The sequence below is a fragment of the Pontibacter sp. MBLB2868 genome (assembly GCF_051904785.1).
GTDB lineage: Bacteria > Bacteroidota > Bacteroidia > Cytophagales > Hymenobacteraceae > Pontibacter.
This window is the reverse complement of sequence record NZ_CP196710.1, coordinates 4,778,420-4,798,464: the sequence shown is the minus strand read 5'-3', so window position 1 is coordinate 4,798,464 and position 20,045 is coordinate 4,778,420. Positions and strand designations below refer to the sequence as shown.

The 20,045-nt window shown below is 46.1% G+C and carries 17 protein-coding genes; 9 read left to right on the top strand and 8 right to left on the bottom strand.

What is annotated here, in order from left to right:
- Positions 1-7: 7 nt before the first annotated feature.
- The 5 genes from ACSX1A_RS20720 to ACSX1A_RS20700 all read left to right on the top strand — a co-directional run bounded on the left by ACSX1A_RS20720 (position 8) and on the right by ACSX1A_RS20700 (position 6,155).
- Positions 8-418, top strand: coding sequence for a YybH family protein (locus tag ACSX1A_RS20720; protein ID WP_439881541.1), 411 nt, complete (start codon positions 8-10; stop codon positions 416-418).
- Between the two features lie 86 nt (positions 419-504).
- Positions 505-2,649 (top strand): methylmalonyl-CoA mutase, encoded by a 2,145-nt coding sequence (gene scpA, locus ACSX1A_RS20715; RefSeq protein ID WP_439881540.1) that lies wholly within the window; start codon positions 505-507, stop codon positions 2,647-2,649.
- A gap of 211 nt (positions 2,650-2,860) precedes the next feature.
- Positions 2,861-3,256 (top strand): hypothetical protein, encoded by a 396-nt coding sequence (locus ACSX1A_RS20710; RefSeq protein WP_439881539.1) that lies wholly within the window; start codon positions 2,861-2,863, stop codon positions 3,254-3,256.
- 69 nt (positions 3,257-3,325) lie between these two features.
- Positions 3,326-4,948, top strand: coding sequence for an alpha,alpha-trehalase TreF (gene treF, locus ACSX1A_RS20705; RefSeq protein WP_439881538.1), 1,623 nt, complete (start codon positions 3,326-3,328; stop codon positions 4,946-4,948).
- Between the two features lie 67 nt (positions 4,949-5,015).
- Positions 5,016-6,155: a hypothetical protein gene (locus ACSX1A_RS20700; RefSeq protein WP_439881537.1), complete on the top strand. Its 1,140-nt coding sequence runs from the start codon at positions 5,016-5,018 to the stop codon at positions 6,153-6,155.
- Between the two features lie 104 nt (positions 6,156-6,259).
- Here ACSX1A_RS20700 and ACSX1A_RS20695 read toward each other — a convergent pair whose 3' ends face one another.
- Positions 6,260-7,657, bottom strand: coding sequence for a DUF5723 family protein (locus ACSX1A_RS20695; RefSeq protein WP_439881536.1), 1,398 nt, complete (start codon positions 7,655-7,657; stop codon positions 6,260-6,262).
- 278 nt (positions 7,658-7,935) lie between these two features.
- Between ACSX1A_RS20695 and meaB the strand changes: the two genes are divergently transcribed.
- On the top strand, positions 7,936-8,916 hold the full coding sequence (meaB, locus tag ACSX1A_RS20690) for a methylmalonyl Co-A mutase-associated GTPase MeaB (RefSeq protein WP_439881535.1): 981 nt from the start codon (positions 7,936-7,938) through the stop codon (positions 8,914-8,916).
- 27 nt (positions 8,917-8,943) lie between these two features.
- Here meaB and folB read toward each other — a convergent pair whose 3' ends face one another.
- Genes folB through ACSX1A_RS20675 form a run of 3 tightly spaced genes read right to left on the bottom strand, consistent with a single transcriptional unit; the run spans position 8,944 to position 11,207 of the window.
- Entirely contained in the window at positions 8,944-9,300 is a 357-nt protein-coding gene (gene folB / locus ACSX1A_RS20685) for a dihydroneopterin aldolase (RefSeq protein WP_439881534.1), read from the bottom strand.
- An 8-nt stretch (positions 9,301-9,308) separates the two neighbouring features.
- Positions 9,309-10,280: a DivIVA domain-containing protein gene (locus ACSX1A_RS20680; protein ID WP_439881533.1), complete on the bottom strand. Its 972-nt coding sequence runs from the start codon at positions 10,278-10,280 to the stop codon at positions 9,309-9,311.
- Between the two features lie 3 nt (positions 10,281-10,283).
- Positions 10,284-11,207, bottom strand: a complete 924-nt coding sequence (locus tag ACSX1A_RS20675) for a WD40 repeat domain-containing protein (RefSeq protein ID WP_439881532.1) — start codon at positions 11,205-11,207, stop codon at positions 10,284-10,286.
- Between the two features lie 107 nt (positions 11,208-11,314).
- On the opposite strand from ACSX1A_RS20675, the gene ACSX1A_RS20670 reads away from it, so the two are divergent.
- Both ACSX1A_RS20670 and ACSX1A_RS20665 read left to right on the top strand, forming a co-directional pair.
- The gene (locus ACSX1A_RS20670; protein WP_439881531.1) at positions 11,315-11,962 is read left to right on the top strand and encodes a 4'-phosphopantetheinyl transferase superfamily protein; all 648 of its coding nucleotides are present in this window, start codon (positions 11,315-11,317) and stop codon (positions 11,960-11,962) included.
- 19 nt (positions 11,963-11,981) lie between these two features.
- On the top strand, positions 11,982-12,569 hold the full coding sequence (locus ACSX1A_RS20665; protein WP_439881530.1) for a thioredoxin family protein: 588 nt from the start codon (positions 11,982-11,984) through the stop codon (positions 12,567-12,569).
- Positions 12,570-12,655: 86 nt separating this feature from the next.
- On the opposite strand, the gene ACSX1A_RS20660 is transcribed toward ACSX1A_RS20665, so the two are convergent.
- From ACSX1A_RS20660 to ACSX1A_RS20645, 4 genes are all read right to left on the bottom strand, one after another.
- The gene (locus ACSX1A_RS20660) at positions 12,656-13,504 is read right to left on the bottom strand and encodes a transglutaminase-like domain-containing protein (protein WP_439881529.1); all 849 of its coding nucleotides are present in this window, start codon (positions 13,502-13,504) and stop codon (positions 12,656-12,658) included.
- 117 nt (positions 13,505-13,621) lie between these two features.
- On the bottom strand, positions 13,622-15,250 hold the full coding sequence (locus ACSX1A_RS20655) for an acyl-CoA carboxylase subunit beta (RefSeq protein WP_439881528.1): 1,629 nt from the start codon (positions 15,248-15,250) through the stop codon (positions 13,622-13,624).
- Positions 15,251-15,334: 84 nt separating this feature from the next.
- Positions 15,335-16,429, bottom strand: coding sequence for an MlaD family protein (locus tag ACSX1A_RS20650; protein ID WP_439881527.1), 1,095 nt, complete (start codon positions 16,427-16,429; stop codon positions 15,335-15,337).
- A 22-nt stretch (positions 16,430-16,451) separates the two neighbouring features.
- On the bottom strand, positions 16,452-17,234 hold the full coding sequence (locus ACSX1A_RS20645; protein ID WP_439881526.1) for an N-acetylmuramoyl-L-alanine amidase family protein: 783 nt from the start codon (positions 17,232-17,234) through the stop codon (positions 16,452-16,454).
- A gap of 85 nt (positions 17,235-17,319) precedes the next feature.
- Between ACSX1A_RS20645 and ACSX1A_RS20640 the strand changes: the two genes are divergently transcribed.
- Positions 17,320-19,971 carry a putative LPS assembly protein LptD gene (locus tag ACSX1A_RS20640; protein WP_439881525.1) on the top strand — a complete coding sequence of 884 codons (2,652 nt, stop codon included), beginning with the start codon at positions 17,320-17,322 and terminating at the stop codon, positions 19,969-19,971.
- Positions 19,972-20,045 lie beyond the last annotated feature (74 nt).

Sequence of the window (20,045 nt, the reverse complement as noted above, 5' to 3'; positions counted from 1 at the left end):
ATGCACCATGAGCTTAGCAACCATGCTTACGTCTTTTACAGCACCTAAAAGCACTCCTGAAGCAGAGGTGGTAAAGGCACTGGAAGGACAAATTGCAGCCTGGAATAAGGGCGACCTGGAAACAGCCATGACCTACTACTGGAACTCGCCGGAAATGCTGTGGGTAAACAAGCATGGTATTGAGAAGGGTTACCAGCAGGTGTTAGAGATGTTTCGGCAGGATTTTGCTGACAGCAGCAAGATGGGTGTTTACACCTATGAGCCTTTACATATTGAGCAGGTATCGCCGGAGGCTGTATACTTTGTCTTCCGGTGGTCTATCGACCTGGATGGTAAGCAGCTAATGGGCGGCCTTTCTTCTCAGCTCTGGAAAAAGAAAGACAGCCGATGGGTAGTTACTTCAGAGCATGCTAGTTGAACAATGACTGAATTTTGAATACTTGATACAGCATAGGCTGTTTCGTATTCGCTCATTCACTCAATTACTCATTCAATATTAGAATCATGAAACCTGACTTTTCTAAGATAGATATAAACAAAATTGCAGGGGCAGCGCACGGACCAAAAGATCTATTGCAGCCTAAAACTTGGAAAACGCCTGAGCAGATCGAAGTAAAAACTTTTTATACTTCAGATGACGCCAAGCACTTCGAGCACCTGGATTTTGCCGCTGGTCTGCCGCCTTACCTTCGTGGCCCCTACACCACGATGTATGTGCAAAAGCCCTGGACAATCAGACAGTATGCCGGATTCTCTACTGCAGAAGAATCCAATGCTTTTTACCGCCGTAACCTGGCAGGTGGCCAGAAAGGCTTGTCTGTAGCTTTTGACCTTGCCACGCACCGCGGCTATGATTCGGATCACCCGCGGGTGGTAGGCGACGTAGGTAAAGCTGGTGTAGCCATTGACTCTGTGGAGGACATGAAGATACTCTTCGACCAGATTCCACTGGACCAGATGTCTGTATCCATGACGATGAACGGCGCTGTACTTCCTATCATGGCCTTTTATATCGTGGCCGCCGAAGAGCAGGGCGTTAAACCGGAGCAACTCAGTGGCACTATCCAAAACGATATCCTGAAGGAGTTCATGGTGCGCAACACGTACATCTACCCGCCAGAACCAAGTATGAAGATCATAGCGGATATCTTTGAATATTCTTCGAAGAACATGCCGCGCTTTAATTCTATCTCCATATCAGGCTACCACATGCAGGAAGCAGGTGCCACCGCTGACATTGAGCTGGCTTACACCTTAGCAGATGGCCTGGAGTATGTGCGTACCGGTTTGAAAGCAGGTATGGATATCGATGAATTTGCGCCGCGCCTCTCCTTCTTCTGGGCCGTCGGAATGAACCATTTTATGGAGATTGCCAAGATGCGCGCCGCGCGTATGCTTTGGGCCAAGCTGATCAAGCAGTTTAACCCGAAGAACCCGAAATCGCTGGCGTTGCGCACACATTGCCAGACCTCCGGCTGGAGCCTGACCGAGCAGGACCCGTTTAACAACGTGACCAGGACCTGTGTTGAGGCCATGGCCGCTGCCCTTGGCGGTACACAAAGCCTGCACACCAATGCACTGGATGAGGCCATTGCTTTGCCAACTGACTTCTCTGCCCGGATTGCCCGTAACACACAGATCTACCTGCAGCAGGAAACCAACATTACCAAAGTGGTAGACCCATGGGGAGGTTCTTTTTATGTGGAAGCAATGACACACGAAATAGCGCACAAAGCCTGGGCACTGATGCAGGAGGTGGAAGAATTAGGTGGCATGGCCAAAGCCATTGAAACCGGCTTGCCTAAAATGCGCATCGAAGAAGCCGCAGCCCGTAAGCAGGCGCGTATCGATTCCGGAAAAGACATTATTGTAGGTGTAAACAAGTATAAACCAGAGCAGATTCAGGAGATCGATATCCTGGACATCGATAATACTGCCGTACGCGAAGCCCAGTTGCGCCGCCTGGCAAGTATAAAAGATACCCGCGATGAGGCAAGTGTGCTGAACGCGCTACAGGCTTTAACTGACGCTGCTGCCTCTGGAGTAGGTAATCTGCTGGATTTGGCCGTTGAAGCAGCCAGACGCAGAGCTACTTTGGGTGAGATCTCGGATGCATTGGAAAAAGTTTACGGAAGACATAAAGCTGTGATCAGATCAATATCAGGTATTTATTCTGCTGAGCTCTCAGACGATGAGAACTTCGCACGTGCCAAAGCCATGGCCGATAAGTTTGAAGAACTGGAAGGCCGCAGACCACGGATCATGGTTGCAAAAATGGGACAGGACGGCCACGACCGCGGCTCCAAAGTAATTGCCACCTCCTTCGCCGACCTGGGCTTTGACGTAGATATAGGACCACTGTTCCAGACACCTGCTGAAGTAGCCATGCAGGCCGCTGAAAACGACGTACACGTGGTAGGCGTATCCTCGCTGGCAGCAGGCCACAAAACACTGGTACCGCAATTAATTGAAGAACTTCGCAAGCTAGGTCGTGAGGATATCATGGTGATTGTGGGCGGCGTTATCCCGGCCCAGGATTATGATTTCCTTTTCAAAGCCGGGGCAGAAGGCGTATTTGGCCCGGGTACTATCATCTCGGTTGCTGCTCAGAATATCCTGGAGAAGCTGATAAAGCGAGTAGAGGTCTAAACTATTTTAACGGGACAGAGTTAAAAGCCGCATCTAACTAAACTTAGCTGCGGCTTTTAGTTTTTGTTTTATACTCCCTATACCTGTTTACCTGTAAACTTTTGCGATCTATACTGGTAAGCGCTATCGTAGCGTGTTATGTTGTGTATAGATAACTTTCATCAACACAAAAAATGACATCCAATTAAACCTACAGGACAATTAACTGCTCATGAAAGTAAAACACATCCTCATCGCCCTCTCCATTGCACTAATTGCCTGGTTCGTGTATGATGCTTTGACGATTCCTGGCACCGATGACTTAAAAGGTGATTTTAAAGAAGTGGCCATGTATCGCAACGAGAATAATACCGGCCCTGTAATTAGGATTTATGCTGTAACAGTGGCCGATACACTTTGGCAGGAGATGAAGCAGTATGGAAACTATATGCCGCACACCAAGTACGGTAACACCAAAGTGTTTTTCTTCTTAAAAGGTAAGCCGGCACCTACCGAAGTGTACCCCGGTAAGACGAACTATAATTCACAATTTAAAGAATTTGCTGTAGCCAAATACGAAAAAGACGCAATGGGACAAGTTTCATTTGTGCAGTACCCGGAGGAATAGTATACTTGTCGCTTTACTTCGTAAACGCGTATGAGTAGTCAATCACTCACATTCAAAAAATAACGGAGTATGAAATTTATTAATTGTACTTTAAAACTATACCTCCTGCTACTTTTACCCCTCACCTTTATTATGCAGCCTGCTCAGGCGCAGCAATTATACCGGCCGGAAAGAGATCTGGGAGAGCTGTTTGAGCACGTACAACTGCAGCACATTTTTAAGGATTCCAAGACGTTTCCAGATTGTGTGCCACTCCTTGATCCTAAACAGATAAAGTATGAATACGAGCAGCAAAAGCAATTATCTGACTTCAATCTGAAAAGCTTTGTGCTGGAACGCTTTGCGCTTCCGCCCATGCCTGCCACCGGATTCACCACAGACTCCAGCCACTCTGTAACAGAGCATATTGAGCGGCTTTGGCCTATACTTACACGCCATTCAGGTGTAGATGGAGGTTCACTTATTCCGCTGCCAAATAAGTACATTGTTCCGGGAGGCCGCTTTAGAGAGATCTATTACTGGGATAGCTTTTTTACGATGCTTGGTTTACAGGCCAGCGAAGAAACAGAGCTGATCCAGAGCATGGTTGATAATTTCACACACCTCATTGATACGTTTGGCCACATACCAAACGGAAACCGCACGTACTACCTCAGCCGTTCCCAGCCACCTTTCTACGCTCTTATGCTACGGGTGCTGGCACAGCAAAAAGGGAGGGATGTATTAGTAAAGTACGCTCCCGCCCTGCAAAAAGAATATGAGTTCTGGATGGAAGGTGCAGAGAGTCTTTCAGCGGCCAACCCTACGCACCGCCGGGTAGTGCGCTTGCCCGATGGCAGCATTATGAACCGCTACTGGGACGACAACCCCGAGCCACGGCCCGAATCATTTATAGAGGATGTAGAGTTGGCAGAAAGCTCAGGAAGAAACCCGGAGGAGATCTACCGCGACATCAGAGCTGCCGCTGAGTCTGGCTGGGACTTTAGTAGTCGCTGGTTTGCCGATGGCAATAACCTAAGCACAATTCAAACTACTCAGCTGATACCCGTAGACCTGAACTCACTCCTCTATCACATGGAACTGACCCTGCAGGAGATGGCCGTTTTAGCCGGAAACAGCGCTGAGGCACGTAAGTATGAAAAATTAGCCTGGGCACGAAGAAATGCAGTGCTAAAGTACAACTGGAATGATAAGGATGACTTCTTCTATGATTATAATTTTGTAAAAAGGTCTACTACCAACATTCCTACACTTGCTGCTGTTTACCCGCTTTATTTTAGTATGGTGAAGCGGAAACCTGCTGAAGCAGTGGCACGGAAAATCATGGCGGACTTTTTGCGCCCCGGAGGTGTAGTAACAACGCTTAACCACACGGGCCAGCAATGGGATGCACCAAACGGATGGGCTCCCCTGCAATGGATGACAATTCAGGCATTGCGTAACTATGGATTTGAGGAGCAGGCAAACACTGTTGCCAAAAAGTGGGTGCTATTGAATGAAGATGTGTACCAGGCCACGGGTAAACTCATGGAGAAGTATAACGTGGAAGACCTTACCCTAAAGGCTGGCGGAGGAGAATACCCGAACCAGGATGGCTTTGGCTGGACGAATGGTGTACTTCTAAAATTACTTTCAGAATACCCTGCCCTGTACAAGTTAACAGAACAGGAAGCGGCCACACATCAGAAGTAAGGTAAAAAGTTAAAGCTTGGCACTGCATTTGTACTTTCTGCTATCAACAGACGTTTATTCGATAGTTATGAAAGGATTTAAACACTTAGCAGCCGCAGCCATACTTGCCTTCACCAGCATGACCGTGTTTGCGCAGGGCGAAAAAAATAATTGGTATTTCGGTAAGGGAGCAGGAATCATTTTTTCAGGTGATTCGGCTATTGCCACCTCCAGCAGGCTTTTTACCGAAGAAGGTAGCGCCTCGCTTTCTGATAAGGATGGCAATTTGCTTCTTTATACCAATGGGATAACCGTCTGGAACCGCAACCACAAGGTAATGCCAAATGGCAATGGCCTGATGGGAGGCAAATCATCTACACAATCGGCCCTAATACTCCCCAAGCCAGGCAGCAGCAACATCTACTATATCTTTACCACCGATATACAGGCTCAGTCAGACGGGTTGCGTTACAGCATTGTGGATATGAGCAAGGATGGCGGCAACGGTGACCTGGTTTTCAAGAACAATTTTATGATTGCCCCTGCCACAGAGAAACTCACTGCGGTTCAGCACAGCAATGGCCGTGATTGGTGGGTGCTGGCACACCGCTGGAACAGCAATGGCTACATGGCTTTTCTGGTAAACTCTGAAGGCGTAGCCACTAAACCTGTAATGAGTATGGTGGGCACGGTGCATGGCGGACCAAACCGAAAGGCAATTGGTTACTTAGTACCCTCCCCTGATGGCACCAGACTGGCAGCAGCCCTCTGGAACGATGACAGCAATTTTGAGATCCTGAAATTTGACAGATCAACTGGTAAGGTGTCTGACCCTATATTATTAAAAGGATATGCCGAAGCCTACGGAGTTGTGTTCTCACCGGATGGCAGCAAGTTATATGGCACTACTTATGATAAAAAATCCGGAAAAGGGCAGGTAGTTCAATTTGACATGAGGGCCGGAAGTCCGGATGCAATAGCAAAATCAGCTGTGGTGGCAGGTATATCAGGCAGCCCGAAAATAGGCGCTTTACAGTTGGGCCCGGATGGCAGGATCTACATGGCCCGAAAGGATAATTACTACCTTGGCGTGATCAACAAGCCAAATGTAAAAGGTACTGCCTGTGACTTTGTGGACAATGGCTTCCATCTGGGTAAGCAGAAAAGCGATCTTGGTTTACCTAATTTTCAACAAATAGATTCCAAACAAAATATGTCTGCCAGATAAGGCATCTTAAGTATAAAAGCAGAAGGTCCGGCCTAAGTATAGGCCGGACCTTCTGCTTTTATACCTGCACAGGATACTGTTCAAAAATACCCGGTGCTGGCAAATTAAAGTATCTGCGGTTTTCCGATCTTAAAACGCAGGAAAGCCATGGCAAAAGAACCTCCCGGGTTATTGGCAGAGAAAGGCGCAGTTATATCGCGGGTACTCACGCCAAACTCATACACTGGAGTTACAAAGGCAAAGCCAATGGGCAGGTTCAATTTATCACCGGCACCAGTTGATACGCCCGTACTCAAACGCACAAAACGTATAGGGCTTATATCTATGCCTAAGCCTACAAAATCATCAGAAATATTACCTGGTGCATCATTTAAAGCGTGTACGTAATCAAGGCCTACTTCAACTTTGTTCCCAAGCTTAACACCTACACCTGCTCTGAAACGAGTTGGTAGTTGTGTTGTGATCTCATTTACAGGTGCAAACACAAGTGCGCTATCTATGATGGTTTTCACCATGTCTGCTGCATTATCGAAATCATATTCTTCGGTACCATCATACTCCGGCAGTTTAAAACCATTATCTTTTGCCTCCAGCAGGTTGTCCGTCCACTTCATCTGGCCAATGTCTGTTACCGAAACACCTACTTTCACAATTTTAACGATCTCAGCAGATAAGCCTACATCAAAGCCATGCCCACGGCCAACAGGGCTCAGAAGTCCGTCAGCATCTTTGTAGCTGAATTGTGGATTAACCAGGTAGCGCTCATAGTCGATATCCAGAATAGGTGAAGCAGCACTGTACGCCTTTACTTCTCCCGACGATTTTGCACTGAACTCATACAGAGCCATGCCCTGGATGTAACGATAGCCGGCGCCACCATAAATGTTTAATGCGGGAAGGTCGATTATTTTCCGGCCATACGAAATGTTCCACTCATTTAACCAGGAAGCCTTCAGTTCTGTGCCATCAAATAACTCAGAAACATATACTGTCTGGCCAGGTGCAAAATCCTGGTAAAGCTGCGCGTCCTGCCCCAGGAAAACCAGTTCGGCAAAGTTCTTATTAAAGGCAACGTGGCTGAGCACACGCTGGCGGTTACTAAAGGCAAAGCCCCCGATCTTGGGCAGGTTAACTGAAACAGCGAAGGTATTCACATCTGCACCGGCATTAAGCACGTTATTGCTTGTGAAAGCTTTGGCAAGATCACGTCTGGCTTCAATGGTCAGCTCTTCGTTCTGAGCTGCATCCATAAAACTGTTCAGGGTTTTCCGGGTGAGTGCCTGCGAGCTGGCTCCAACACCACCCTCGCCAATAGTAAATGCTACAATCGAAGTGCTGCGACCAATATTGGCAGGATTGACCCCGATGGCCTGGTAATCATGAACAAAAGTGTTCATGACACCGCCCCGGCCTGTAACCGAGAAACTGTTGAATTCGATTTGCGCTAGTGCAGCTGTCTGTGCTGCAAAAACAACAGCAGCTAGCATCAAGAATCTTTTCATAAAAGGTAGAAGTGTTTGGAAATTGAATAATGTAAATTAAATGACTACTGATAAAAAAAGGAAAGCATCTCAACCAAAATACTAACCCTAAAGGAGTTATAAAGTCGCCGCTTGAGGCTACAAGTTCTGACTATTTTTTCTTAATTTTTATGTTGATGAAAACTTATTCGTTTATTAAAAAAATACATATCTATAGTTCAAGAATCAGGCATTGCATCAAGCTTAGAAATTCTAAATTTGTAGAAGGCATTATTTAATATTTAAAATCCAGAAGCATCTTGGCGAAACGTTACAGCACCGAAACCTATGTACAAGGCATTTTAGCAGGAGACCGCGTAATGCTGAGTCGTGCTATTACGCTGGTCGAGAGTAAGCTGCAGTCTGATCAGGAGTTGGCGCAACAGGTTATAAACGGAGTGCTTCCACAGGCTGGCAATTCTATCCGCATAGGTATAACAGGGGTACCCGGTGTGGGTAAGAGTACATTTATTGAAGCATTCGGAAACCACCTGATAAAGGAGGAAGGCAAAAAGTTGGCCGTATTAGCTATTGACCCTACCAGCCAGCGGACCGGAGGCAGCATTTTGGGTGACAAGACCCGGATGGAGTCGCTTTCTATTAACCCACAGGCTTTTATCAGGCCCTCACCGGCAGGAAAATCATTGGGTGGAGTAACCCGCAGCACCCGCGAAAGCATCATACTTTGTGAGGCCGCTGGCTTTGACGCCATTGTGGTGGAGACTGTAGGTGTGGGGCAGTCGGAGACTGCTGTACATGGCATGGTAGACTTTTTCCTGCTACTGATGCTGGCCGGTGCCGGCGACGAACTACAGGGCATAAAACGGGGTATTATGGAGATGGCTGATGCCATTGCCATTACCAAAGCCGATGAGCAGAATATACAAAAGGCCAGAAGTGCCAGGGTCGAGTACCAGAATGCATTGCACCTCTACCCATTAGCCGCCTCTGGCTGGATGCCTAAAGTTAGTATCTGCTCGGCTCTGAAAGGCACAGGACTGGATACCATCTGGCAAACCATTGCAGAGTATTTACAGCTAACCCAAAAGAACGGTTATTTTGAAAAGAAGCGCCGTGACCAGAATCTGCAGTGGATGTATGAGGCGATCAGGCAAGGCCTGGAAGACCATTTTTATAGTCACCAACAGATAAAAGAACAGCTGCCAGGTATAGCTGAGCAGGTCAAAGAGGGCCAGAAGTCTGCTTTTGCCGCTGCTGCCGACTTGCTGAAGTTAGTGTAAACCCAAGCTTCCCTCTTAATTATAAATCTATCTCGCCTCTTCTAAACTTACCTTTGCCCACTTACAAATTCCTCCAAGCGGCGGATTAAATTTGTAAACATTCACTTTTACAGACTGCACAAACGGAAACCGGTCATACACTTTATCGATAATGCGATGCCCGAGGTGCTCCAACAGCCTGGCAGGGATCTTCATCTCTTCCAGCACCAGTTTATAAAGCACTTCATAGTTTACCGTTTCGTGTAGGTCATCACTTTCAGCAGCTCGGCGAAGGTCTGTATCTATCACCAGGTCAATGCCATACTTGTTGCCTATTTTCTGCTCTTCGTCATAATAGCCATGGAAGGCAAAGAACTCCATGCCTTCCAGCGCAATTTGTCCCATGGCTGCGGCTACCCTATTTCGTCGAAGAAAGACCCTGAACTTGGCTTTACTGTTGCGCCGTTTGTAGCATAACTATTACGTGACGGTTCAGTAAGCGGAGGCTGTATCTCTGGCTTGTCAGGTGTTACAGGTTGCACGTCCGGTATCGGCTGCTCTATTTCAGGAGCAGGTACACGCCCCGGATAATCAGGCTCTACAGGCTCTACTTCCGGAGAAGGCACATTCGGCACAGGCGTAGTTGGAGTAGGTACTTCATTGGGCTGTGTCACATCCGGTGCCGGATCTCCAATCGGGCCACTGCTGTAACCGTTGTGGATTGCTATAGGAGCGTTTTCGGCTGTAGACTCCGTTAATTTATAGGTATGGTTATTAGTTGCTTCCATTTCTTTCAGGCTTTTTAATAGCTCAGCGTTTTCAACTTTTACGCCAGCTGCTCTTGAAAGAATACTCTGTGTTCCTGATTTTGGTTTTGATTTGGTTTTCTCAGCACGCTCCAACGCTTCATTAGCAAGGTTCTTCAGATCCCTTACCATTGTGTCCAGATAGCCTTCCATTAGCTGATAATCCTGCTCCAGGGTTTTAACTTCCTGCTGCATTTCTGCCACTACTTTATCGGCTTCCTTCTTTGCTTCTTCCAACATCTGGCGTGCCTGCCCACGGGCCTGGTTCAGCAACTCGTTTGCATGCAATTCAGCCTCCCGAGACTTTAATTCTGCAGACTTATTAGCTTGCTCCAGGATACTGTGCCCAGTATCTTCGGCTGTTTTCAGGGTTTTGTAAAGCGATGACTCCACCTCACGCAGCTTCTGTGTTTCGCGGTGCGAAGCATCAAGTTTCATACGCAGATCCTTATTCTCATCCAGCAGCTTTTCCCACTGCTGTGAAAGGGTCAGCAAAAAAGCGTTAACCTCATCCTTGTCTAACCCTCTGAATGCCTTTTCAAACGTTTTTTGCCTGATTTCTAATGGTGTAATCTTCATAACTCAACCTAAATTTATGTCCCAAACCGAAATGGTGCGGTCATCACTACACGAAACTAACTGATTCTTGTGAGCTGACCAAAATAATTTATTTACCGAAGTACCATGGCTGGCATTACGCACTTTATCTATCACTTTCAGCAATTTAAAAGTATTGGCATCCCATAACTTGATAGATTTATCCATGCTGCAGGTCGCAAAATATTGCCCGTTGGGGCTGTAGGTAATGTGGTTGATCGTGTACATGTGCGCGATCAGGTAACCACGTTCCTTATACGCCTGCTCCACATCCCAGACACGCAGGTGCGCATCCCTGCCGCCGCTCAGCAGTAGCTTCCCGTCCGGTGAGTAGGCCAAACAAAACACTGAATTAGTATGCGACTTTAATTCATACTTTACAGCCATTGTAGCGGCATCAAAAACACGGATCATATGATCGCTGTAACCGGCAGCCAGTTCATTACTGAATTTGTTGTAAGCCAGGCAGCGTGCACTTTGGTCAGATTTGCGAATAATGGTTTGCAGCTCTAAATTCTCTCCACCCAAAACACTGATAGCCCCACCGCCCATGGCAACATAAGCCTTTTGTTGTCCGGCTACATACACGATATCAAATATGGCAGTTTTAGGGAGTGCAACAGAGGTAAGTATTTTGTTATTGTTCAGGTCTATCACCTGCACCCCCTCCTGGTTATGGCCGATAAGAAGCAGGTTACGCTCCGGTATATAGCGCAGCGCATAAACTGAATTACTCACCTGGGCTATCAGTTCGCCGTTCTCAGGCTGCTCCAGGTCCCAGGCGGCCACCATGCCATCTCCGGCTGCAGAGAAAAAGATGTTTTCTTTTCCTGACCTTTCCAGGGTATACACACAGTCCCGGTGACCGGTAAGGGTTGCTACTTTTTGTACTTGTACTTTGCCGGCCATGGTGCCACGATGCTTTTGTAACTTAATTTTTAGCTAAATTTACAACAATTAAGGCGAATCAGAAGTGTTCATACTTATTAAACCTGTACAAGCTTTCTTTATTGCCTATGCCGCTTTTACAAACATCACTGTTAAACGCTCATACTATTATCGGTATCTGGCAAACTGAAGAGACTACAGAAACACTTAAAAAGCTTTTACCTGCCCACATGGAGGCTGCAAGTATGGCCCATGTGCATCCGAGGCGGGAGCGGGAGTGGCTGGCAAGCCGGGTACTGGCTTACAGTTTACTTCAATATTTTACCAACTCTACCAACTCTCCGCCTATCCTGGAACGGAATGAGCATGGCAGGCCATACTTTAGCAATGCGCCCTTTCATATTTCTATTTCTCATTCGCCACAGCTGGCAGCTGTTATTCTTTCAGATAAATATGAGGTTGGCATAGATATTGAACTTGTATCGCAAAAGGCGCTGCGGGTTGCAGACAAGTTCCTGAGTGAGGCTGAAAAAACGTATACAGCAAGCAACGAGAACAGAACCTGCCTTTACTGGAGCGCCAAAGAAACGTTGTATAAGTTGTATAGCCGTAAGAAGCTTATTTTTAAGGATAACCTGATCATTATCCCCCCTTCTGAAAACCAAATGATGCAAGGGCAGATAAAGATCGGATTTTTTGATAAATTGTATGAGATTCATCACGAAGAAATTCAGAATCACGTACTGACTTATTGCTACGACAACAAAACAACTTAAACGAGCAAACTGAACCGATATGAAATATTTAGCAATTTTTGCCGCAGCCTGTCTGCTTACAGTAGGAGTTTTTGCACAAACGGGTAGTGGCTACCAGTTAGGTGATAAAGTGGGCAACTTCTCGCTGAAAGGAGCTAATAACCAAACGGTTTCGCTAAACGACTTTGCCAACGCTAAAACCGTAGTGCTGGTTTTTACTAACAATCAGTGCCCATATGCTAAACTGTACGAGAACCGTTTGGTAACACTTGCCAGTACTTATGCCAGTAAAGGCGTACAGTTTGTATTTATTAACCCTGGCGTAAGCGATGGTGCAGAAACTTTACAGGAGCTAACTCAAAAGAACTACAGCTTCCCTTACCTGGCCGATAGTGGGCAAAAGATTAGCACCCAGTTTGGCGCCACTAAAACCCCGGAGGTTTTTGTGCTACACAATACCGGCGACAGCTTTATTTTAAAGTATAAAGGTGCCATTGACGATAACCCCCAGGTAGAGACCGGCGTGAAGAACTATTACCTTCGTAATGTGATAGATGAAGTGTTGGCAAACAAGGCCGTAACCGCACAAGATAAACGTGCCACGGGTTGTTTGATCAAGAAATATTAATCCAGAATATATATCTATAAACAATGAAGCCGCCCTGCTAGCAGGGCGGCTTCATTGTTTATAGATGCCTGTTAGTGGGCTGTGCCCTAAACAACAGGGTCTTCGTCCGTAATGATGGCTAACAGCTTTGTCACTTCTGTTGCTTTCTCCGGATCATTCATCTTCTCAAAAGAGAAAGCCAGGTTGCGGAGCGCGCGCTTCACAATTTCCAGGTTAGAGCAAGGCTCGTAAAAGATATCAATTGGGTTCAGGTTAAGCTGCAGGATGTAATTATCAATATCAGCTTTAGACAGGATCAACCCTTTGTTGTACACATTTATATAGAATTGAATGCCCTCCTGTTTGTAAGTTAATATAAAAAGGTTTGGCAGGTTAACACCAAAAACGGGCATCCCGAGGCGTTGTGCCAGCGTCATGTAAATGACACACAGGGTAAGCGGATTGCCGCGTTTTGTTTCCAGCACCAGGTGCAACATAGAATTTGCCGGCGAATGGAAATTTTTTGTATTAGCTGAAAAACGCTTTTCTCGGAACAGCACGTTATTCAATGCTTTTACCTGATCATACGGGTGCATCTCCTCTTTCATGTGCGTCCAGGCATCAAAGTAAAGCTGATCTATTGTTTTTGAAATATCAGCAAACTCTATATCCGGATACAGGTAAGAATTAACCAGGTACATTCCCTCCAGGAGGTCCTGTGCACCATTTTCTTTCCACTCCCTGATTCTAGCCGACAAGCCTTCAAACTGCAGGTCGTGGATCAGGTCTTCAATCTTTTTCTGAAGGTCCGGGTTAAGCGTTTCTTCCCACTCCTCTTCAAGGTAAGGAATGACACCCGTTCCCAAACCCACTATCTGCTTCTCCACATGCGACGCCACCTCATGATCGTTATCATCTAAAAGAGAGATGAGCGCCTTTATTTCGTTCTTTGTCACGTATAGTATCAATTAGAAATGCAAAACTAAAAATCAGAAATGTAGTGATTAAAACTTAACAAGCTTAAAGCCCAAAACAGTTTCTAATTTCTGGTTCATAATTTTCAATCCATCAAATCACGTTTGGATAACACCTACATTATAGGCTTTCTCGATTGGGGCATGGTTAGCAGCCTCAATCCCCATAGAGATAACTTTCCGTGTTTCCAGAGGGTCAATAATGCCATCCACCCACAAACGGGCAGCAGCATAGTATGGAGATAACTCTTCGTTATACTTTGCTGTGATACGTTCCAGCAATTCCTGCTCTGCCTCCGGAGTAATCACTTCTCCTTTAGCCTTAAGAGACGATACTTGTATCTGAAGCAGCGTTTTAGCTGCTGAAGCTCCACTCATTACTGCTAATTGCGCTGTTGGCCAGGCAAAGATAAGTCGTGGGTCATAAGCTTTACCGCACATGGCATAGTTACCGGCACCATAACTGTTTCCGAGCAGTATGGTAAACTTAGGCACAACAGAGTTGGCCATGGCATTTACCATTTTGGCACCATCCTTAATAATACCTCCGTGCTCTGCTTTGCTGCCAACCATAAATCCGGAAACATCCTGCAGAAACACCAACGGTATCTTCTTTTGATTGCAGTTCATGATAAAGCGGGCTGCTTTGTCAGCAGAGTCAGAGTAAATTACGCCACCCATTTGCATCTCGCCTTTTTTGCTCTTCACGATCTTGCGCTGGTTGGCTACTATACCCACGGCCCAACCATCTATTCTGGCAAGGCCGCAAATCAGCGTTTGGCCATAATGTTCTTTATAGGGCTCAAATTCAGAGTTATCCACCATGCGCAGAATGATGTCCATCATGTCGTATGGTTTTACCCTGTCAGCAGGCATTAACCCATAGATTTCTTTTTCATCCAGTTTAGGCGCTGCAGGCTCTACACGGCTGAACCCTGCTTTATTATAATCACCCATTTTGTCAAAGATGTTGCGGATGTGGTCCAGGCACTCCTTATCGTCTTTGCACTTATAATCGGTTACACCTGAGATCTCGCTATGTGTGGTAGCGCCACCAAGGGTTTCATTATCTATTGTTTCACCAACAGCAGACTTTACTAAATACGATCCGGCCAGGAAAACAGACCCTGTGCCTTCAACGATCAATGCTTCGTCGCTCATGATTGGCAGGTAGGCGCCGCCAGCCACGCAGCTGCCCATGATCGCCGCAATCTGCACGATACCCATAGAGCTCATTACCGCATTGTTCCGGAACATGCGTCCGAAGTGCTCCTTATCAGGGAAAATCTCATCCTGCATCGGCAGGAATACGCCGGCGCTATCAACCAGGTACACGATTGGCAACTTGTTCTCGATAGCTATTTCCTGTGCACGCAGGTTCTTTTTAGCAGTTATCGGAAACCAGGCACCGGCCTTTACGGTAGCATCATTGGCCACGATTATACACTGGCGTCCTTTTATATAACCGATACCTGTCACTACACCTCCACTAGGGCAGCCACCTACTTCCTGGTACATCCCGTCTCCGGCAAAAGCAGCAATTTCCAGAAATTCGGAGCCCTCGTCCACCAGGTAATCTACACGCTCCCGGGCAGTTAACTTTCCTTTGTCATGCTCCTTTTGGATCCGCTTCTCGCCACCACCAAGGTGTACTTTCTGTAGCTTATTATTTAGCTGGTATATCAGCTGTTTCAGTGCGTCTTCGTTCTTATTGAATTCGATATCCATGCAGGGTATTTTAATGAATATGGGTAGACATATAATGCAAAATCCGCTTATAAAAGCGGATTTTACAAATATACAATATTTACTTTATGGCTTTTTAGATTTTACTCCATTAGACTTGGTCGCCGAATTAAGAGCTTTAATAGTATCTGGCACAGGCACATAAACTGTGTCCGGAACAGTTCGAAACTCTTCCGGATGCTTCTGTTGCATCTCTTTCACCTCATCCAAGGTTATTACACGTCCTGTTTCATCTACTTTATACTTGTCTTTGCGGCCAAACACAGAAAAACTCACATAGCGTTTCGGGTATGCCTGTATATCGCGTAGCAGCAGGTCGAGCGCCTGAGTTGAGCGGTTCAGATTTTCGTAAAGCTGCTCATCGTTCATAAGCTTGCCGATAGAACCCTCACTTGAGTTAAGTTTGGTAGCAGCAGCTTCCAGCTCCTGCATTGCATCATTGGCATTGGCAACTAGCTGGTTAAACTTCGCCTGTTTCAGCGTGTCCGTGATTTCCGTCATGTTTCGGGCAAGCTGGTTAATCTGCCTTTCCGTTTGACGCAAAGATGCTGTCAGGGCACTCATATTAGACGTGATCGAATTGATGTTCTTTTGATTTGCCTGCAATATCTGATTCAGCGCATCAGTTGTTGCCTTTGTATTAGCAAGTATGGATTGCAGGTTTTGTTTGGCCTCACTATCAAGCAGCCTGTTTACACGGGCAAGAGTTGTATCTACTTTATCGATCACAGGTACTGTTTTAGTAGAGATCAACTGGGCGATACTGCTTTCCTTGAAGGGTATCAGCGTTTCTCCTCCCTCAAATAATTTTGTACTGTTACCCAGGTAAAGTGTGATCGCCTTACTGCCCAATAAGTCGGAGTTACCCAGTGCCGCTATGGTAGAATCGCCTACATTTAGATCTTCCTGTACTTCAATCTGAACCAATATCTTGTTGTTCTTTTCTGTCATCAGCCGCATCTTCTGCACCGATCCGACCTGCACACCATTCAGTATAACAGGGTTTGATGGAGTTAGACCATCCACATCATCATAAACTACAAAATATGTTTTGGAATCAGAGAAAAGGTCCGATCCCTTCAGGAACATAAACCCGAAATACAGGATAACTATTGCCACTACTCCGAGCAGCGCAACTTTTACTTCTTTGGATATATTCACGTAGGGGTGTTTCTTAATGCATTTAGTTCATTGCCTCCAGTTCTTGCTTGTACTCTTTGAAGGCACGATATATTCCTGATGCCATATACGATTGGCCGGACTTATCGTTAAGGAATTTTTCTTCGGTAGGGTTTGTGAGGAAACCGCACTCAATGAGCACACTTGGCATGTAAGACTTCCAGAGCACCAAGAAACCAGCTTGTTTTACGCCGCGGCTGTGGCGACCCACCTTATGGCGAAACTCTTTCTCTATCTTATCAGCGAAGCGCAGGCTGTTATCCAGGTAGGCGCTTTGATGTAAAGCAAACAGTATATGGCTCTGTGGAGAATTCGGATCAAAGCCATCATAGTTCTCCTTATAATTGTCTTCGTGAAGAATAACTGAGTTCTCCCGTTTGGCCACTCTTAAATTACCCTCTGAAGTATGCAAACCCATCGTATAGGTTTCTGTACCGTACGCTGCGGATGGGCCTGAGTTCAGGTGGATGGAAATAAACAGGTCAGCGTTGTTCTTATTGGCTATACCGGCGCGGTCTACCAGCTCCACAAAGTTATCGTCTTTACGGGTATAGATCACCTTTACATCAGGCAGGCTCTTCTCGATCATGCCTCCTACCTGTAAAGCCAGTTTTAATGCCACATCTGCCTCCTGCGAGAACTTTCCGTTACAACCAACGTCTTTACCACCGTGGCCGGCATCAATAACGACAGTGCGAACTTTATAATCTTTTCTGAATTCTAACTTGTTGGATGAGCAAAGCAAGAAAACGATAGCCAGGAATGAAACAGTAACAATATTTCTCACAACGTTCGTTAGTTAAAAGCTAAAACAATAACTTTGTACAAAATAAATAAAACTTTAGGGAAGTCTGAAGAAGTTGCGCTACATTTTGACATTTTTACTGCTGTTGCAGTTCGCTATACTTTCTCCCCTGGCAGTAGTAGGGCAACGCGTGCTAAAGGCTGTCCCTCTGTCCCAGGACACAGCCACTACCGTTAAGCAGGACTCTGTTCAGCTTGCTGCACCGCAAGGAGACATCGAGACCACAATCAAATACTCTGCCAGAGACTCTATACTTTTTGAAGTAGGCAACAAAGTAGTAAACCTCTACGGTGACGCCAAGATCAACTATGGCACCATGTCCCTGGAGGCTGCCTATATCCAGATCAACTACGAAACCAATACCTTAACCGCTACCACGCTCCCCGACTCTACAGGCAAAGAAACAGGAACTCCCCTTTTCACACAAGGTAGCGAAACTTATGCTGCTAAACGCATTGCTTATAATTATAAGACCAAAAAAGGACGTATCTCCGAGGTTGTAACGCAACAGGGAGAGGGTTATATACATGCCGAGGTCGTAAAAAAGAATCAGGATAACGAGTTCTTCGGTTTGCACGCACAATACACTACCTGTAACCTGGAGCACCCTCACTTTTATATTGGAGCCAGCAAAATGAAAGGTATCCCGAACGACAAAGTGATGACGGGGCCTTTTAACTTAGTGATTGGCGATATACCTACTCCTATCGGGTTTCTGTTCGGCCTTTTCCCGACACCGCGCCAGAATAACAGGGCATCAGGTGTTATTGTGCCTAGCTTTGGAGAATCTCGCGCCCAGGGTTTTTACCTGAGCAACGGCGGTTACTACTTTGCCTGGAACGATTATATCGGCACCCGCCTGACTGGTGATGTATATTCTTTGGGAGGATATAATATCAGAATGGATAATACTTACCGCAAGCGCTATGCCTACAGTGGTAATCTTGGGTTGCAGTATCAGTATTTCAAAAATGATGAGGCAGATGTGGAAAGATCACGAAGCACATCGGATAATTTTATTTCTGCACTACCACCAACTCAGCGCACTATCTGGATAAACTGGTCGCATACGCCTACCCCTAAGCCAGGGCAGGGACGTTTTTCTGCCAGTGTAAATGCGGGTAGCAACGGGCATCAGCGCCTTAACTATAACAGTCCTTCTCAGTATCTGTCGCCAACGTTCAACTCGAATATATCTTACCAGAAAAATATCGAGAACACCCCATTCAGCTACACGGCCAAATTATCACAAAGCCAGAGTATAGGCGGCGTTTATAATTTTGTACTGCCAGACCTGAACTTCTCGATGACCCCGATCAGCTTTTTCGAGATACTGACCAACGATCTTCCGACAGGCCGCTGGTACGAACAGTTTACCTTGGGATACAATGTAACAGCACAAAGCAGGATTTCTAATGTAACCAGACCTGCCGGGGAAAGCTTCCAGGGGGTACCTGTTATTGGGCAGAGAGGAGATGCAGACACTATCAGCCTGAGTGACTTTAACAGACTATGGGAGAACGGGCAACGCACTGCCAACCATAATCTGCAGTTAAACCTGGGTAGCTATAAACTACTTCGATATTTTAACTTCTCCCCTTCTGTTAACTACCGGGAAACCTGGTCGGATGAAAAGTACTCTTTCCGGTTTGACCCGGATTCACAGAAAATAGCAGTAGACACTACAAATTTTGGCAGAGTATATGAGTATAGTGCCGGCGCCTCACTCAGCACAACCATCTACGGAACAGTTTACTTTAAAGAAGGCAAGCGTATTCAGGCAATCCGTCATCTTATTCGCCCCAGCCTGGGGTATAGCTACCGCCCTGATTTTGGCCGTGAAAGCTTCGGCTTTTACCAACGCGTACAGACAACGTCCTTCCCTGGCCCTGGTCAGGACCCATACAGGCTGCTGCCCAGGTTAAACAACGCACCTGGAATTGGACTCCAGAACCAACTTTCCTTCAACATCCAAAATAACCTGGAGATGAAGGTGAGGTCAAAGAACGATTCTACAGATCAAAAATTTGAGAAGATAAGACTTATCGATAACCTTAGCCTTACCTCAGCTTATAACTTTGCAGCTGATTCACTCAAATTGTCACCGATCAACATGTCGATGAACACGAATCTGTTCAAGATATTCAATGTCAACTTTACTTCTACTTTTGAGCCTTATAAGCGTGATTCTCTGGGCAGGCAAGTAGATGAATATGTTTTTGATTTTAAAAAACTAAAGCTGGCTAACTTAACAAACGCCAACTTCTCGGTGAGTGCCAGCTTTAACCCGGAAGCCCGAAGGACACCAACCAGAACACCGTCTAACCTGCCATCGCTGCAACCAGACATGGACCCGTTGATGCCTGATTATGTGGACTTCAAAATTCCGTGGACCCTTAGCCTTGACTACACCATTGGCTATTATAAAAGGTTTGGTGCGAATGCCGATAACACCCTAACTCAAACCCTTGGCCTGGATGGCTCCCTGAATCTGACAGAAAACTGGAAGATTACATACTTCGCCTCCTACGACTTTGCAAACAATAACATAGCAAACGCAAGGCTGCAGATTTACCGCGACCTGCATTGCTGGGAGATGAGCATCGGCTGGATCCCTTACGGATTTGCACAGGGCTACAACATTACAATAAATGCTAAGTCCTCGTTGCTACAGGACCTGCGGCTTACCAAAAACCGCTCAGCCAGAAACAACTACTAAAGAAGCAGCCACACCTAAATGTGGCTGTTTTTGTTTAAAGATTTTATAGCTTTACATTTTAACCATTGCTTCTA

What these genes read in the sequence shown, in the direction of transcription:
- ACSX1A_RS20695 (WP_439881536.1), bottom strand. Translation starts at nt 7,657, where the DNA reads ATGAAAAGATTCTTGATGCTAGCTGCTGTTGTTTTTGCAGCACAGACA.
- scpA (WP_439881540.1), top strand. Translation starts at nt 505, where the DNA reads ATGAAACCTGACTTTTCTAAGATAGATATAAACAAAATTGCAGGGGCA.
- treF (WP_439881538.1), top strand. Translation starts at nt 3,326, where the DNA reads ATGAAATTTATTAATTGTACTTTAAAACTATACCTCCTGCTACTTTTA.
- ACSX1A_RS20655 (WP_439881528.1), bottom strand. Translation starts at nt 15,250, where the DNA reads ATGGATATCGAATTCAATAAGAACGAAGACGCACTGAAACAGCTGATA.
- ACSX1A_RS20675 (WP_439881532.1), bottom strand. Translation starts at nt 11,207, where the DNA reads ATGGCCGGCAAAGTACAAGTACAAAAAGTAGCAACCCTTACCGGTCAC.
- ACSX1A_RS20720 (WP_439881541.1), top strand. Translation starts at nt 8, where the DNA reads ATGAGCTTAGCAACCATGCTTACGTCTTTTACAGCACCTAAAAGCACT.
- ACSX1A_RS20710 (WP_439881539.1), top strand. Translation starts at nt 2,861, where the DNA reads ATGAAAGTAAAACACATCCTCATCGCCCTCTCCATTGCACTAATTGCC.
- ACSX1A_RS20670 (WP_439881531.1), top strand. Translation starts at nt 11,315, where the DNA reads ATGCCGCTTTTACAAACATCACTGTTAAACGCTCATACTATTATCGGT.
- ACSX1A_RS20680 (WP_439881533.1), bottom strand. Translation starts at nt 10,280, where the DNA reads ATGAAGATTACACCATTAGAAATCAGGCAAAAAACGTTTGAAAAGGCA.
- folB (WP_439881534.1), bottom strand. Translation starts at nt 9,300, where the DNA reads ATGGGACAAATTGCGCTGGAAGGCATGGAGTTCTTTGCCTTCCATGGC.
- ACSX1A_RS20665 (WP_439881530.1), top strand. Translation starts at nt 11,982, where the DNA reads ATGAAATATTTAGCAATTTTTGCCGCAGCCTGTCTGCTTACAGTAGGA.
- ACSX1A_RS20700 (WP_439881537.1), top strand. Translation starts at nt 5,016, where the DNA reads ATGAAAGGATTTAAACACTTAGCAGCCGCAGCCATACTTGCCTTCACC.